This window comes from Shinella sp. GW835-FHT14H05 (genome assembly GCF_058793575.1).
Genome location: NZ_JBXAFY010000024.1, coordinates 16,079 through 30,766, shown reverse-complemented (window position 1 = coordinate 30,766; position 14,688 = coordinate 16,079). Strand labels below are relative to the sequence as shown.

Below are 14,688 nucleotides of genomic sequence, written 5' to 3'. Positions count from 1 at the left end.
ATGCATCCCAGCAGTGAACAATTTTGAAGAGGGAGCCTCTAAATATGGCTACGATCACGGGCACAATCGGTAATGACAACCTGAAGGGCACCAACGACGCTGACACCATCACGGGTCAGGCTGGCGACGACTTCATCAGCGGCGGCGACGGCATTGACAGCATTGAAGGTGGTGTTGGCAACGACAGCATTTGGGCTGGCGAAGGTGACACTGGCGCTGACATCATCAAGGGTGGCGACGGTGACGACGTTATCGGTGGTGGCGGCGGTGCTGACAACATCATCGGTGAAAAGGGCAACGACAGCATCTACGGCGGTGCTGGTTCCGACACCGCTTTGGACGGCGGCATCGGCAACGACGTTGTCTACGCAGGTGAAGGTGATGACGTTTCCGTTCTTGGCGGTGTTGGCAACGACACGGTCGGTGGCGGCGCTGGCGCCGACACCATCGACGGTGGCACTGGCAATGACGTTATCTACGCTGGCGCGGGTGACGACGCTTCCGTAAATGGCGGTGACGATAACGACCTCATCTTCGGTGGTGCTGGTGCCGACACCATCGTTGGTGGCGCGGGCAACGACACCATCTGGGGCGGCGCTGGCGACGATGCTTCGCTCACGGGCGGTGCTGGCAACGACGTCTTTGGCTTCGTCGCTGGAAGCGGTGAGGATACGATCCTTACCTTCGTTGCCGCTGAAGACAGGATTGACCTGTCAGCTCACTTCGCTGACTTTGAAGCCTTCGAAGCAGCAGGTGTTCTCACCGAGGCTGCAGGCGACTCGATCATTACGATCGGCAGCGACATCATCACCATTGATGGCGTTTTGAATGCCGCTCTGGGCGAAAGCAACTTCATTTTCTAATAAAGTGAAGCTGTTTAGATGATACGAGGAGGGGAGTTTTTGCTCCCCTCCTTTCTTTGTATAAAGGGGTATAATACCCTGTAGCGACATCGCTTTCCTGCCTCTTTCTGCTGTTTTCGAACGCTCTACGAGACAGAGTATGCGATCTCGTAAGATGCGAGCGAGCGGATCGTCGATGAACCTTGCCGAAACTTACCGCGCGGAAAAACGAACAGCGCTGGGCGCCATGGGCGGCGTTGCGGTCGTCTCTATCATTTCCAGCTTCTGCCTTCTGGCCATGCCGCTTTATCTTTTCCAGGTCTATGACCGGGTCCTGGCCTCGCGCAGCTTCGAAACGCTGATCGCCGTTACCGTCATCGCCTGCGTCGTGCTGATCGCTTTCGGTCTGCTCGACACGCTACGCCAGATCCTGCTCGCTCGCATCGGCGTACAGTTCGAGGCGCGCGTATCCGGTCTGTTCCTGACCGGCGAACTGGCCCTGCCGCGCGGCACCTCCGCCAGCAGCGTCCACCAGCTCGCGGAAATCCGCAAGCTGGTCAGCTCGAACGTCTTCCCGAACCTGTTCGACCTGCCGGTAATGTTGCTCTTCCTGCTGCTCGTCTTTCTGATCCATCCCCTTCTGGGCGGGATCGTTTTCGTCGGCATGATCCTGCTTCTTGCAGTTGCCGCTTTTGGCGAGGTTTTGACAAGCGGCAATGTCAAGGCGACGGAAGATGCGGCTTTGGCTGCGCGCAAGACACTCAACAGCCATCTGCAGCAGCACGAAACGATTCGTGCGCTCGGTCTCTACCCACAAACCGTTGCCCATTGGGGCCGGGCTCAGGCGAAACATCTGACAGAGCTTCTCAATCTGCTGGCCCGCAGCAGTGCCCTGTCCTCGTCCTCCAAGCTGATCCGACAACTGCTCCAGATCGCCATGATCGGTGGCGGTGCGGTCCTCGTGCTTTCCGACCACGTCACGCCAGGCATCATCTTCGCCACGTCCATTATTGCCGGACGCGCTCTGGCTCCGATCGAGGCGATCGTCGGTGGATGGCGTCAATTGAAGCAGGGAAGTCTCGCGCTTAAGAAGCTCGATGAGCGTGTCTCAACCTTCACGCTTTCAGATCGACCGACGCCACTTCCCCGCCCGACGCATAGCCTGACGGCGGATCGGGTCGTCTATATGCCGGCGCCAGGCCAGCAGCCGATCCTGAAGGGCATCAGCGGTGCTATCCCAGCGGGCCAGAACGTTGCTATTGTTGGCCCAAGCGGTGCGGGCAAATCGACTTTCGCACGCGTGCTGATCGGCTTCCTCGAGCCCACAGGCGGCCAGGTGTTGCTGGATGGACAGAACCTCAAAGCCTGGGATCCCGTGACACGCGGCATTCATATGGGCTATCTGCCGCAGCAAGTCGGTTTCTTCGAGGGGACGGTGCGTGAAAACATCGCCCGTATGCGTAGCGAAGATCCGCCGGAATTCGCAATTGAGGCGGCGCGGTTCGTTGGTATTCATGAGATGATCATGCGTTTTCCCAATGGTTACGACACCGTGATCTCGGAAAATGGTTTTCAGCCCTCGGGTGGCCAGAAGCAGTTGCTGGGCCTGGCCCGCGCCTATTATGGCGGCCCGGCTTTCGTGGTGCTCGATGAACCGAACGCCAGTCTCGATACCGATGGCGAGCAGATCCTGTTCGGCACTTTGCAACGGGCTTCTGCAGCCGGCATCGCCTCGATCGTCGTCACCCAGCGACTGTCGCTGCTTAATCACGTCGATAAGGTTCTGGTATTGAAGGGTGGACAGGTAGAAGCTTTCGGCAATCCGGCCGACGTCATGCCGGGCAAACTCATCCGTTCCGTTCCGAACAAGGCGTCCTGATCAGGAAAACACCCATGTCAAACGAGAACCAGGCACTCCAGACGGAAACCGCCCGGCCGACCGCGCCGCCGCTTTCCGGCCTCCGGCTTGATGTCCTTCAGAGTTGGAGCGACCGGATTCCGACGAGCCGCCGCGGCCCGATGTTGTTTGCCGGCCTCGTACTGCTCGTCATCTTCGGCTTCGGCGGCGCCTGGGCTGCGACCGCCAAACTTGGCGGCGCGCTGATTGCCAGCGGCCGCGTTATCACCGAGGGTAACAATCGCATCGTGCAGCATCTCGAGGGCGGCATTATCCAGGACATCCGCGTGCATGAGGGAGATACCGTGCGGCGCGGCGATATCATCGCGCAGATGGACGAAACGGCGAACCGCTCCCAACTCGGCCGGATGCACATCGACCGTGCGCTTGCCACCATCGAGCTGGAGCGTTGGCGTACCGAGCGCGATGACAATGCCGAGAATTTTACGGTTGCCCCGGAAAAGCTAGCGCCGGTTGCCGACAATCCGCGTGTCGTAGAGGCTTATGAAAGCCAGGTCGCAGAGTTCAAGAGTTCACGCGAGGCACGCGAGCAGCAATTGTTGGTGCTGGACGGCAAGATTGCCAACGAGGAAGAAGACCTCATCTACCTGAAGGCTCAGGTTTCCGCCTATGATGCACAGAAAGCGCTCATTGTCGCGGAAGAAACCGACCTTTCGGAACTGCTTGCCAAGGGTCTGACCCAGCGCACGCGTGTACTCTCCCTCCAGCGCGAGATGTCTCGCCTCGATGCGCAGAAATCAAATGCGGAGGCAACGCTTCAGAAGTCCCATCACAATATCCGCTCTCTTAATGATGAGAAGCAGCGGTTCATGGCTGAACATGCTGCCACAACCAGCCAGAAGATCACAGAGTTGCAACAGAAGCTCAATCAGACCGAGGACGTGATCAACCGACTCGACGACCGTCTGCGCCGTGCTGATGTTCTTGCCCCCGTAGACGGCATCGTGCTCAGCATGCCGGTCAAGTCGATCGGCGCCGTCGTGCAGCCCGGTGAGAAGATCGCAGAAATCCTGCCGAAGGATGCGCCGCTCCTGTTCGAAGTGCCGATCCTACCGCAGGACATCACGAAAATCTTCACTGGTCAGAATGTAGAGGTCATCTTCCCGAACGATCAGGTGACGGTCACGCCGCCGCTGAAGGGCGAGGTCGCTTATATCTCCGCCGACACCATGACGATGCCGGCGGATACGCGTGTTTCCTATTATGTCGCCCGTGTCCGCATAAGCGGCGATCCTCATGGCCGCAATATTCTACCCGGCAACGTCGCGGAAGTATTCTTCCAGACGGAGGCGCGCACGCTGCTCCAGCATCTTGCCGACCCGCTGACCCGATTTGCGCTTAGAACTTACCAGGACTGACGAGCAATGCCGGTCGAAAAGGAAGGTTTCTTTCGGCCGGTCCTTGCTTTAAAGGCTTCGCTGGCGAAAAATCCGCAAGAGAGGTCGCATGCGCATCCTATTTGTTCACAACAATTTCCCCGGGCAGTATGCGCGCATCGTGCGTCACCTGAAGGGGCGCAGGGATGTCGACATGCTGTCCGGGTCGCTTGCCTCGAATACGCAGGCACCACTGATCAAACGGGTGGAATACACACCGCATCGAGAGGCTCGCAAGGATATCCACCCGGCACTACGCTATTCGGAAATGACGGTTATTCGCGGACAGGCTGCCTACACTGCTTTCATGCCGGTGAAGAAACGCGGTTGGAACCCTGATATCATTCTTGCGCATTCGGGCTTCGGCGACGGTATTTTTCTAAAGGATCTTTGGCCACAGGCAAAGTATATGCCTTACCTAGAATGGTACTATCATGCCTATGGCTCTGACGCATCGTTTCTTGATCGGGATGCTCCTAAGAAACCGGACGAAGAGCTCCGCGTTCGTATGAAGAATACGGCCATATTACATGATTTGGCTGCGATGGATTGGGGGCAATGCCCGACTGAATTTCAAAAAAGCCAGTTTCCGGCCCTTTTTCGCGAACGCATTTCGGTCCTGCACGATGGCGTCGATACGGAGTATTTCTCACCAGACGATACCACAACCTTCTCTGTCGGTGAACAGGTCTTCCGCAAAGGCGATCCCGTTATCACCTACATCGCGCGTGGCATGGAACCTTATCGCGGTTTTCCGGAATTCATGGAAGCGGTGGCGATCTTGCAGAAAAAACGGCCGGAAACCCACGTTATCATTATCGGTGACGAAAATGTCGCTTATGGCCCCAAGCGAAAGGATGGCAAAACATACAAGGAACTGGCGCTGGAGACCCTCACTCTGGATGAAAGCCGCATCCATTTCCTCGGTCGCCAGCCCCTTCGTACGCTGCGCGATGTCCTGCGCATTTCCGCCGCACACGTTTACCTGACCGTACCCTTTGTACTCTCTTGGTCCATGATGGAGGCCATGAGCGCTGGCGCCCTCATTGTTGGCTCGGACACCGCCCCAGTGCGGGAGGTCATAACGGACGGGGAAAACGGTCTTCTCGTGCCATTTTTCGAGCCTGAGACGCTGGCCGCGCGACTTGCTGATGTATTAGCAAATCCGGCTCATTACGCGCCACTAAGAGAACGCGCGCGGGCACTCATGCTGGAGCGCTACGATATGAATGATCTAACCAAAAAGTATTTCAACCTGATAGAGCGCATCGCCAGCGGGCAGCCGCCTTCAATTTGACGTCACTGGAGGACGGAATGACAAAGCGTGTACTAAATGTCGGCGGGGGCAGCAAAAAGGTTGCTATACCGCCTTATTACGCGGATTGGGAACATTTGCTTCTCGATATAGATCCGGCCGTTTGTCCGGATGTCTGTATGGATGCGCGCGAGCTTTCATCTCTTCCTAAGGATCAGTATGATGCAATTTATTGCTCGCATAATCTCGAGCATTATTTTGCTCACGATGTGCCGAGAGTCCTTTCTGGTTTTGCGCACGTCTTGAAACCAGACGGCTTCGCAGAAGTTCGAGTTCCGGATATTGGGGCGGTTATACGAGAAGTTGCCGAAAAGAACATCGACATCGATGATGTACTTTACACATCTGGTATGGGACCGATCTTAGTTAAGGATATTCTTTACGGTTACGGAAAAAAGATTGAAGAATCTGGGGTTGATTTCTATGCCCATAAAACGGGTTTTACAAGGAAATCGCTGGCCAATGCGTTTAAGCGCTCTGGTTTTCCCGTAGTGGTATCTGTACCAGGTCGAAACAGAGAAATTGCTTTTATAGGATTCAAGCAGAAACCTAACGATTATCAATGTGAAATATTCAAAATTCCGAAGCCTGATGTGAATTTGCCTTAGTATGGAATTTTGGCTTGAATGATTAAGGTGGCACTGAGACGATGAAGAGAATAAAGATTATCAAGAGGTTCGATAGTCCTCTTCATTTTTCTGTTTCCGCAATCGATAAGGAAGCACGGCTTTATTTCCACATCGTCGACAGCCTTGCCGATGACGTGCTGTTCCATGTCGAGTTCGACAAGGAAACGGGCACGCTCTTTATCAAGGACCGTTATGCCGGTGTCTGGAGCAAACCGCAGACACATGAATTTCCTTTCAAGGGTCATGCGATCAAGGGAAAGCTCTCTCTCCAAGGCGAAACATTCATCCTGGAATTGAAGGACTTCCGGCTGGAATTCCCCTGCAAGGCCTTCCCGAAGTCCATCGTCTGGAGTGTCTACGGCAATTTCCGTTACCTGACGCTCGGCGATGATGAGCCGGTTACGGAAGCTCTTTCAAGGCGCTGGCGGTTCTTTCCCGAATACAGGTTCCGCATGGGACTTGGCTCGCGGCTGCGGGCGCTCGGGGAGAGCGAAGGCCTGAAGCCAGGGCTTTCCGCGCTCTACCTTTGGGACGGCAACGAGGAGGCGCTGACCCGTCTGGTCGAAAAGGCCCATTCTTATGTCGATGAGCTTCTCGTCGTCGTGCACAATTCGAACCTGTTTCGGCACAGCTTCTTCGTCGGCCTGCAAAGCACCTATTTCAACCTCCGCACGGCGGTGGTCGAGATGACCGTCAAGAGCGACGGTTCGCTGCGCAAGCTGAAGGGCGCGCTCTTCATGAACAGGGCGCTATCCGAAGTCCGTCATCGCAACGTCATATTCCTCGATTCAGCGACCGACCCGGATCGTCTTGCTTCCCTCGTCCGAAGCAAAAGATTGCGCAGCAGGACGGATGACTTCCTTCTGCTGGATGAAGACCGCCCGAAATATCTCCAGGCGTTTTCCATTGGAAAACAAACCCATTTCATCGAAGTCGATGGCAAGCTGCATCTGTCTCCTGAAGACCTTGCCGGCCGCCATCCGGTCCTCGCGCCGGCGGCGGCGCCCAAAGCAAGCCTGGAATGGGATATGGATGAAGTCCGGTTGGCGGGCGCCCCGGTCATGCTGTTCGATCGCCAGAAAAGCACTCGCATAACGCGTCGTGGCAAGCTGGCGGTTCTCGTCACGAGCTGCAAGCGGAACCGCCACAAGCAGCAGGCTATTCGCGACACCTGGGCCAAGGATGCCCGCCTTGCCAATATCGACGTCTATTTCATCGAAGGGCATCCGGAGCAGTCCGAAGCTGTTTTGGTCGATGATCGGCTGATCTTGCCGGTTCCCGATACCTATGAATATCTGTCGCACAAAATCTGGCACGGCGTCTCGGCGGCATTGCGCCTCCTCGATGCGGACCACTATCTCAAGCTTGACGACGATTGCCTGCTCAACGTCCAGAAGCTTCTGGAATTCGCCTACGAGGACTTCGACTACGTCGGCAGCGACGTCAATCTGGGAAGCCGTACCGCTTTTGACTGGCACAGCCCGGCAGTCTTCAACAAGCAACTGGCCGGCCTGATCTTCGAGATCGACCCGGAGCAGACTTGGTACGACGGCCAGGGCGGTTATTTCCTGAGCCGCAAGGCTGCCGGTCTCATTGCCTCGACGCCCTTGTCGAAATATCAGCATATGCTCGAGGACTATGCCACCGGCAGGGTCATGAGCGCTAACGGTCTGGAAGCCGCAGCGCTGAACTCGAAGTTTCTCTCGATCAGAGAAATTTACATCAAGGACGATCGGGATTACGAGGGCGCGGTCATCGGCGATATATCCAGCGTTGAAAGGACTTTTGAGATCTATGAAATCATTTCGAAGCTTAATCAGCAAATTCTCGAAAGCAAAACCCGCTGGCGCTTCGAATTCCCCGAAGAGGGCTCCAAGTAGCCGCGATCCCTATCGCTACGTCTTCATTTTCACCTATGGCCGTTCCGGCTCGACCTTGCTGATGGGTTATCTCAACAGTTTGCCGGGTTTCTGTATCCGAGGGGAAAATTACAACGCGCTCGCGCATCTGTGCAGCTTCTATCGGTCTGCCAAGGATACGAAGGGGCAGGTTGCCAAGAAATCGATGCTGCCGGTCCATCCCTGGTATGGGGCCGACCTGATCAAGCCGGACGAGGTGCGGGACACCCTGCGCAATACGTTCGTGGAGACGATCCTGAAGCCGCCGGCGGATGCAAAGGTCGTCGGCTGCAAGGAGATCCGCATCAACTGGAACGAAATCAAGGACCTCGATGGCTTCCTCGCCGAGGTGACGGAGATCTTTGGCGACGTGAAGATCATCTTCAACCATCGCGATATCCTCGCCACCTCTCAAAGTAGTTGGTGGAAGGACACGGCCCATTCCTATGCCACGATCCGCGGCATGGACCAGCGGCTGCGGGACAATCGCTTTGCCGGCGCGGAAAATGCCTTCCACGTCGAATATGATGAATTGGTCAAAGGGCCGGACCATGCCCGACAGCTGACCGAATTTCTCGGCGTGCCGTTCGACCCGGAGGCCTACAAGAAGGTCATGGAGACCCGACACTCCTACTGAAGCACCACGCGGCACGCTGTCCTGCACCTTGTTAATTCAGGTCGATACCGATCGAATGATATTCAACCACTGCGGCAAACAGATCTCATTGCGATCGTAGTCATTGAGAATGGTTTGCCTCGCTGCGCGGCGTATCCCCGTGAACTGCTCTGGGTTGCGAATGGCTGCGATAACGGCCTCCGATAATTGGCCAGGACTCAAGAAGTCCACGAGGATGCCATTCTCGCCGTCGACGATGACGTCGCGCACCGGTGACGTGTCTGAGGCAATCACCAGGGCTTCGCATGCCATGGCCTCCAAAATAGACCAGGAAAGCACAAACGGGTATGTCAGATAGACGTGCGCCGCTGAGATCGACATCAGGGCATTCAGGGTCTCGTTCGGCAGCCAACCCACGAAATGGATACGCGACGCATCGACCTTCCCCTCGATCTCCTTCCAGAAATGGCTTTTCCAGGTCTCGTTGTCGGGTGGAGATGCGCCGTAACCTGCGCCGGCTTCCTCGCCTGCAATGACGATCTCCACATCGGGCACCTGCTCGAGGATTTTGGGGAGCGATCGGAAGAAGGTGTGACAGCCGCGTAGCGGCTCCAGCACCCGGCTGGCAAAGGTGACGAACGGTCGCTTACGGCTGAAGGTCTTCGTCCCGATGGTAACGACCGCTTCCGGGTCCGGCCGGGCCTGCTGAAGATCGACGCCCTCGTGTATGATGGCCAGGCGCGACCGGAAGATCTCTGGAAGACGGCTTGCCTGGAAGGGTGTCGGCGACACCAATTGATCGGCTTGGGTATAGGCGAGTGCCAGCGTGGCACCTTTTGCGACCGCGCGGCAACGTTCTGCCAATGTCGCTTCACCGAATTCCGGATCGAAGCCAAGTTCGCTGCCAGCGGAACCGTAATAGAATTCGGCATGCAGGATAAGCCGGGCCTCGGGCCATAGCTCCTTGAGATACAGGGTCTCGCCCCAACCGGGATGCCCGATGATCACGTCTGGAGAGAACCCTTGCCCGGCAAGGCCTTGCGCGGCCTCGAGAGCGGCCGCAGCGCGTATCATGTCTGCCTCGGCCCGTATGGCTGTCGGCAAGATATTGGGCGTCGTGCCACGTTTATGATGCCAACGCACGAGAGAAACACCTGGGAGATCGCTGGATGTCTTGCCGCCCAAGGCAACAACGTCATTGCCAAGCCGAACCAGCTCAGACGCTATGAAGCCAAACTGGCCAGGAAAAAAATTATGAACGAAGAGAATTTTCGCCATGGAAGCTAGTCCAGCAAATAACTAAAAGTTGCACTGGCAGCGATACCCGAAACAAAAACAGCGCCCCACAGCACGAATCTCTTCCACGAAGCGACTATTTTTCTTAGCAGCCCCGGCTCCTCAAGGGTTTCTTGAATGGCCACCGGATCGTGTATTGTCTTGGGAGATGCTCCATTGATCCTGCGCCGGAAAAGCGCCAGCGCCTTGGGATCGTCATTGTCTGCTATCCCGTCGGGTGTCACCACGTAGAGCACGGGATCCGGCTTGCGGAGGGTTTTGTTTGCCAGCCTCTCTTCCAGCATGCTGAGGGTGGCGTGAATGTCGTTGAAGGGAAGGCCGAAAAGGTCGTCCAGTGAAAAGCGCCACCAGCGAACCTTCATGAGGCGTTCAATCGTCATTTCGTCGAAACGAAACCGAATGACGCGTGCCGGGACACCGCCGACAATCGCATAGGGCGGCACGTCGCGAGAAACGACGGAGCCCGCGGCGATGATTGCCCCGTCGCCTATCGTGATCCCTGAAAGAACAATGGCGTTGGCGCCAATCCAGACATCGCTGCCAATCAGCGTTCGCCGCCCTTTACGCTCAAGAGGCGTGTCAAATCGCGTGAGCGCTTGCGACGGTATCCAGCTTCCTTCGCCCCATTGAAACGAATGGGTTGAAAGCCATTCGGTCGGATGATTGCTGTCGCCGATCACCACGCCGGGCGCAAGGGAACAGAACCGGCCGATATGGGACACCTGCCCCGCGATCCGGACACCATCACGCAGGAACGTATAGGCACCGATGGAGCCTCGCATGGTGATGTCGCCCGCCAACCAGACAGGGCTTTCAACGAGCAAGCGGGTCTTTGGCCAGAGTTTTGCTCGATGACGATGAATGTTGTTCTTTCCGAACACCTCCAGCCCAAGCAGCCGCTCAGGCGTTACGCCTTCTCCCTCCAGCAGGATATCCGCTTTGGCCTCCTGTGGTGTCACACCCATTCTCCCAGGTTCATCAAACCCAACTGTATGAGCTGATCGGCATTCTCATATTTCACGCTCACACCCTCGAGATAAAGCGCTCTGCCGATATTGTCCTTGTAGCGCTTGTATTCCCGGCTGCCGCCATAGTGCTGGCGGCGAGTCATTTCCTCCTCCACCTTCTCTGTGAGGGAAGATACGAACTTGAAATGAAAGAGTGCCCCTGACAGGGGAATGCCGAACTTCGTCGAGGTCCTGTTGAGCCGCCAGGGCCACATGCTGTGGGCCGAACTCTGATAGCGGTAGTGCTTCTTCCACCAGACGACCGGCATCTTGTTGAGGGCTGGAGCTTCCTTCGGTGTATCGCGGTTGAAGGCGCGCAACCGAGGCCCACCCTGGACGAAGGTCCCGGACATGTAGTTTGCCCTCTGGACATAGCCGTCGCGATCGAAATAGGGGCAGAGCGCGAAAGGGTCGTCGCCGGGGGCCATGACCGTCTCTTCGATCGGCCGGTCGCTATAGGCATCGAGCATCAGCACGTTCAGGCACGGCCGGCCGATTTCCTTCAGGTGCTGGCCGAGATCCTTGATCGTGCGGGTCTCCATGTGCGGATAAACGAGAAACTCGTCCGGATCGACCGTCACACACAGCTTGCCCGTCCCGTATTTCTGCAGGAGGTAGTTGCACCAGTAAACGCCGAAACCGGCTTTCTTATACCCCTTGTCCGTATGCCAGAGCGAGACGTCATCCTTGCCGGCACACCATTCCTGAAGGCCGTCGGTGGAGCCATTGTCGATGAAGACAAAGTGGTCGACGCCCAGATCCTTGTAATATTTGTAGAAAAATTCGATCCGGTACATTTCGTTGCGAATGCAGCTGAACAGAATACAGCCGTCGTCCTTGCGAAGACGATTCTGGATGCACCGCAGCTGGCTGCCAAAACGGGCGTCCTGCCAGCGGCTCAGAACAAAATTATAGGTACGGCTGCTGATGAAGCGGTTCCGGAGTTTCTTAGCCATGCCGCGCTGTGCCCTCCCCGGCCTGTTCGGCAAGCGCCGGGGCAAGCAGTCGCCAATCCTGTTCGGCAAAATTCTGGGCAATCCTGTCGAAGGACAGCAGCAACGGCTCTATCCGCGCACCATGCAGGAACCTGAGCGAGGCCTTCCAGGCGGGATCGACCGAGGTGCCGGCACCCGAAAACACCATGCCCGCCTCCCCGGCAGCCGTGCCGAACAACTTCCTTTCGATGGCTGCCATGTATTTCGGACCGAACTGTTTTGCAGCCACCTCTTCGATGTGCTGCAAGCGATCGAGCCGGACTTCAACGGCATCGATGGCGATCCGTTGCTGTTCCGGCAGGGCGAGATACCAGAACAGGAGGCGCCAGACAGGCAACCGGCCACCCGGCAGGAGCGGAATCGCAATGAAGGTCTTCTCGTTCTCGAAGACGAGCTTTTCCAACACGGGGTCATCGCCGGGGCAGAGCTCGAACACGGGCAAATGCGCGCAACGCGGCAGCGTGCGGGACAGATAGAGCGCTCGGTCATAGTCGCGAAGCCGGACCTCGTCAGATTGCAGTCCCTGGAGATCGGGTTGCCCCGGCTGGAACTCAACCCGGTCGGGATGAAACAATCGCCCCAATACGGTGAGATCGCTCGCGCTGCGCAGGAACTCCGCCGCAAGCCGGGTCAACTGCGGTGGTCCATAGAGGACAGCGCTCAGCTGGTTCATCGTCTCAAGGTTCTTCGGCCAGTTTCGAATGCCGGAACCGGGTTCGAATATTCGGCCGTAACGGGGCCGGGTCCCTGCTCCCGGAGGGGTTCGCGTCCCGGTCTCCGGCACGGCGACGATCGCCGTATCCGTCGGATGAGACAGGCATGCTCGGGTCGACAGCACAGCGCGGCAATGTTCTGCCGACTGCGCAACCTTTCGCGCAAAGAAATGGGGCTGCTGCTGAAGCCATGCGAGATGGTCGTCGTAGAAGACGATCGGCTTGCCATGAGCGTTGAAGGTATAGAGGGTCGGAATGTAGCTGCCTGGCGCCGGCACGCCTCCAACTGCCTGAACGACCGTCTGGAAGAAGGTTTCGTCCGGTATCCAGACCTCGCGGTAGAAACGGTAGGCGGCCGGGTTTTCCTCCACCCAGCCCAGGACCTTGGCGATCGTTTCCTGCCGCAGGCACCACCATTGCGATCCATAGTGCGGTTCGAGCCCGGCCGGGATTTTCCGCCTGAACCCGAATTTCCGCTGAAGGCGAACACTCGCTTCGAACAGCCGGCGCTGGCGGGCAAAGCTGAAAGGATGGCGCAGCGTATAGCGCTCCTCCCTGAGACCGCCGGTCATCCAGCGCTCATCATGGCTTTCGATGAAATCGATTCCGCCGTTATGGTCGAGGAACCGCCGGAGTTCGACGAGCGGCCGGATCGGCCAACAGGAGCAGCTGACAAGGTAGGCGTGGCTATAGGCTTTCCGAGACGCAGCAAGCAGGCGCAGGGCGCGGATCGTTCCGTCGACGAGGCCGAACTGCCCCCAGCCGCAACGCACCCTGTCCTCGACGAGGAGAACCCGTTCGTTCGAACCATAGCGCCGCTTGAGCTCGGCAAATTCGGCGGGCGGAGCATTGCGATCATGATGGACAGTGACCGAGCATTCCTTGTCGGCCTGCAGGAGCATATCGATCGATTTCCCGACAATGCCCGCCGGCTCATGGGCTATCAACACGAACGCTAAAATGGCCATATTCCGCCTGTCTCCTTGCGGCTTGCTAGGTAGAGCTTCGCCAACCCACCCGTCAACCATCGACCCTTCCACATGCCGGGCTGCGTTCCGATCAATCCTTTGAAATCAGGAAAATCCGTTGCGAAACTTTCCATTCCTCTTGGCGTCTATCTCCTTCGCCTCCCTTTTGCTCGCCTCGCCCGCTTTGGCGATCGAGCTCGGCCTGCCGGCGCAATGCGAACTCGGCAAGACATGCTTCATGCAGCAATATCCCGACATGGACGCCGGCGCTGGCACGGCCGACCCCCTGTGCGGCAGCCAGTCCTATGACGGCCACAAGGGAACCGATCTACGCATCCTCTCCCTGAAAGACATGGAAAAAGGGTACCCCGTGATCGCCGTCAGCGACGGCAAGGTTTTGCGCGTGCGCGACGGGGAGGACGACCATCTCGTCGAGACCGAAAGCGACAGGGCTAAAATCTCCGGAAAGGAATGCGGCAACGGCCTGGTCATGCAACTGGCGGACGGATACGAGGTTCAGTACTGCCATCTCCGGAAGGGAAGCCTTGCCGTCAAGCCGGGAGAGGATGTGCAAAAGGGCGTCCGCCTCGGAGACATCGGTTCTTCCGGTCTTGCCCAGTTCCCCCATGTCCACATCACCGTCTCGCACAACGGCGAGGTCCTCGACCCCTTGACGGGCCGCAAGCTCACGGAAGGCTGCACCGCGACGTTCCAGCAGAATGCCTCGCTCTTTTCTCCCGACATCGTCGAAAAACTCGACCTGACCAAACCGGAAATCCTCGCCTCGGGGCTCGCCGGCAAGCCGATCGATCACCAGGCTCTTGTCCGTGAGGGTCCGCCGTCGCAGGTTTCCTCAAGCGACACCGTGTTCGTTGCCTGGTCCTGGTTCGCGAACCTCAAAAAAGGTAACGCGATCAAGCTCGTCCTGAAGGACGAGAAGGGGAGCGTTCTGGTAGACCATACGAGCGAACCGCTCGACCGGGACAAGGCGACATACTCGATCTTTGCCGGCAGGAAGCGCACGCTTGCTCCTGGCCGCTACGAGGTCGATGTTTCCGTTGTGCAGGGTGGTGAAGTGCTGAAAAACACCGCTTCGACTGTTCTAGTCCGGTAAA

At 57.4% G+C, this 14,688-nt stretch carries 12 protein-coding genes; 8 read left to right on the top strand and 4 right to left on the bottom strand.

All coding sequences use genetic code 11. The features are described 5' to 3' along the window. The first annotated feature begins 44 nt into the window (after positions 1-44). The 7 genes from AC1Q6Z_RS33070 to AC1Q6Z_RS33040 all read left to right on the top strand — a co-directional run bounded on the left by AC1Q6Z_RS33070 (position 45) and on the right by AC1Q6Z_RS33040 (position 8,615). Positions 45-863: a calcium-binding protein gene (locus AC1Q6Z_RS33070; protein WP_492650457.1), complete on the top strand. Its 819-nt coding sequence runs from the start codon at positions 45-47 to the stop codon at positions 861-863. Positions 864-1,038: 175 nt separating this feature from the next. After that, positions 1,039-2,721, top strand: a complete 1,683-nt coding sequence (locus AC1Q6Z_RS33065) for a type I secretion system permease/ATPase (protein ID WP_492650456.1) — start codon at positions 1,039-1,041, stop codon at positions 2,719-2,721. A 140-nt stretch (positions 2,722-2,861) separates the two neighbouring features. Continuing rightward, entirely contained in the window at positions 2,862-4,118 is a 1,257-nt protein-coding gene (locus AC1Q6Z_RS33060) for an HlyD family type I secretion periplasmic adaptor subunit (protein ID WP_492650455.1), read from the top strand. Positions 4,119-4,206: 88 nt separating this feature from the next. Further along, positions 4,207-5,433, top strand: a complete 1,227-nt coding sequence (locus AC1Q6Z_RS33055) for a glycosyltransferase (protein ID WP_492650454.1) — start codon at positions 4,207-4,209, stop codon at positions 5,431-5,433. A gap of 17 nt (positions 5,434-5,450) precedes the next feature. Further along, positions 5,451-6,059 carry a class I SAM-dependent methyltransferase gene (locus AC1Q6Z_RS33050; RefSeq protein WP_492650453.1) on the top strand — a complete coding sequence of 203 codons (609 nt, stop codon included), beginning with the start codon at positions 5,451-5,453 and terminating at the stop codon, positions 6,057-6,059. Between the two features lie 41 nt (positions 6,060-6,100). Beyond that, positions 6,101-7,960 carry a hypothetical protein gene (locus AC1Q6Z_RS33045; RefSeq protein ID WP_492650452.1) on the top strand — a complete coding sequence of 620 codons (1,860 nt, stop codon included), beginning with the start codon at positions 6,101-6,103 and terminating at the stop codon, positions 7,958-7,960. After that, positions 7,875-8,615, top strand: coding sequence for a sulfotransferase (locus tag AC1Q6Z_RS33040; protein ID WP_492650451.1), 741 nt, complete (start codon positions 7,875-7,877; stop codon positions 8,613-8,615). Before AC1Q6Z_RS33045 ends, AC1Q6Z_RS33040 begins: the two co-directional genes overlap by 86 nt. A gap of 36 nt (positions 8,616-8,651) precedes the next feature. On the opposite strand, the gene AC1Q6Z_RS33035 is transcribed toward AC1Q6Z_RS33040, so the two are convergent. The 4 genes from AC1Q6Z_RS33035 to AC1Q6Z_RS33020 are packed head-to-tail and all read right to left on the bottom strand — an operon-like array spanning position 8,652 to position 13,645. Next, on the bottom strand, positions 8,652-9,872 hold the full coding sequence (locus AC1Q6Z_RS33035) for a glycosyltransferase (RefSeq protein ID WP_492650450.1): 1,221 nt from the start codon (positions 9,870-9,872) through the stop codon (positions 8,652-8,654). A 5-nt stretch (positions 9,873-9,877) separates the two neighbouring features. Beyond that, positions 9,878-10,855 (bottom strand): CatB-related O-acetyltransferase, encoded by a 978-nt coding sequence (locus tag AC1Q6Z_RS33030; RefSeq protein WP_492650449.1) that lies wholly within the window; start codon positions 10,853-10,855, stop codon positions 9,878-9,880. Then, the gene (locus tag AC1Q6Z_RS33025) at positions 10,846-11,853 is read right to left on the bottom strand and encodes a glycosyltransferase family 2 protein (RefSeq protein ID WP_492650448.1); all 1,008 of its coding nucleotides are present in this window, start codon (positions 11,851-11,853) and stop codon (positions 10,846-10,848) included. The genes AC1Q6Z_RS33030 and AC1Q6Z_RS33025 overlap by 10 nt, the downstream gene beginning before the upstream one ends. Continuing rightward, the gene (locus AC1Q6Z_RS33020; RefSeq protein ID WP_492650447.1) at positions 11,846-13,645 is read right to left on the bottom strand and encodes a beta-1,6-N-acetylglucosaminyltransferase; all 1,800 of its coding nucleotides are present in this window, start codon (positions 13,643-13,645) and stop codon (positions 11,846-11,848) included. Before AC1Q6Z_RS33020 ends, AC1Q6Z_RS33025 begins: the two co-directional genes overlap by 8 nt. Before the next feature lie 166 nt (positions 13,646-13,811). Here AC1Q6Z_RS33020 and AC1Q6Z_RS33015 point away from each other — a divergent pair, with 166 nt between their 5' ends. Further along, a complete protein-coding gene (locus AC1Q6Z_RS33015; protein ID WP_492650446.1) occupies positions 13,812-14,687 on the top strand; it encodes a M23 family metallopeptidase in 876 nt (291 codons plus the stop codon). The last annotated feature ends 1 nt before the right edge of the window (position 14,688 follow it).

Excerpts from the sequence above, each read along its gene's own strand:
- AC1Q6Z_RS33070 (WP_492650457.1), top strand. The coding sequence starts at position 45 with ATGGCTACGATCACGGGCACAATCGGTAATGACAACCTGAAGGGCACC.
- AC1Q6Z_RS33065 (WP_492650456.1), top strand. The coding sequence starts at position 1,039 with ATGAACCTTGCCGAAACTTACCGCGCGGAAAAACGAACAGCGCTGGGC.
- AC1Q6Z_RS33060 (WP_492650455.1), top strand. The coding sequence starts at position 2,862 with ATGTTGTTTGCCGGCCTCGTACTGCTCGTCATCTTCGGCTTCGGCGGC.
- AC1Q6Z_RS33055 (WP_492650454.1), top strand. The coding sequence starts at position 4,207 with ATGCGCATCCTATTTGTTCACAACAATTTCCCCGGGCAGTATGCGCGC.
- AC1Q6Z_RS33050 (WP_492650453.1), top strand. The coding sequence starts at position 5,451 with ATGACAAAGCGTGTACTAAATGTCGGCGGGGGCAGCAAAAAGGTTGCT.
- AC1Q6Z_RS33045 (WP_492650452.1), top strand. The coding sequence starts at position 6,101 with ATGAAGAGAATAAAGATTATCAAGAGGTTCGATAGTCCTCTTCATTTT.
- AC1Q6Z_RS33040 (WP_492650451.1), top strand. The coding sequence starts at position 7,875 with ATGAAATCATTTCGAAGCTTAATCAGCAAATTCTCGAAAGCAAAACCC.
- AC1Q6Z_RS33035 (WP_492650450.1), bottom strand. The coding sequence starts at position 9,872 with ATGGCGAAAATTCTCTTCGTTCATAATTTTTTTCCTGGCCAGTTTGGC.
- AC1Q6Z_RS33030 (WP_492650449.1), bottom strand. The coding sequence starts at position 10,855 with ATGGGTGTGACACCACAGGAGGCCAAAGCGGATATCCTGCTGGAGGGA.
- AC1Q6Z_RS33025 (WP_492650448.1), bottom strand. The coding sequence starts at position 11,853 with ATGGCTAAGAAACTCCGGAACCGCTTCATCAGCAGCCGTACCTATAAT.
- AC1Q6Z_RS33015 (WP_492650446.1), top strand. The coding sequence starts at position 13,812 with ATGCAGCAATATCCCGACATGGACGCCGGCGCTGGCACGGCCGACCCC.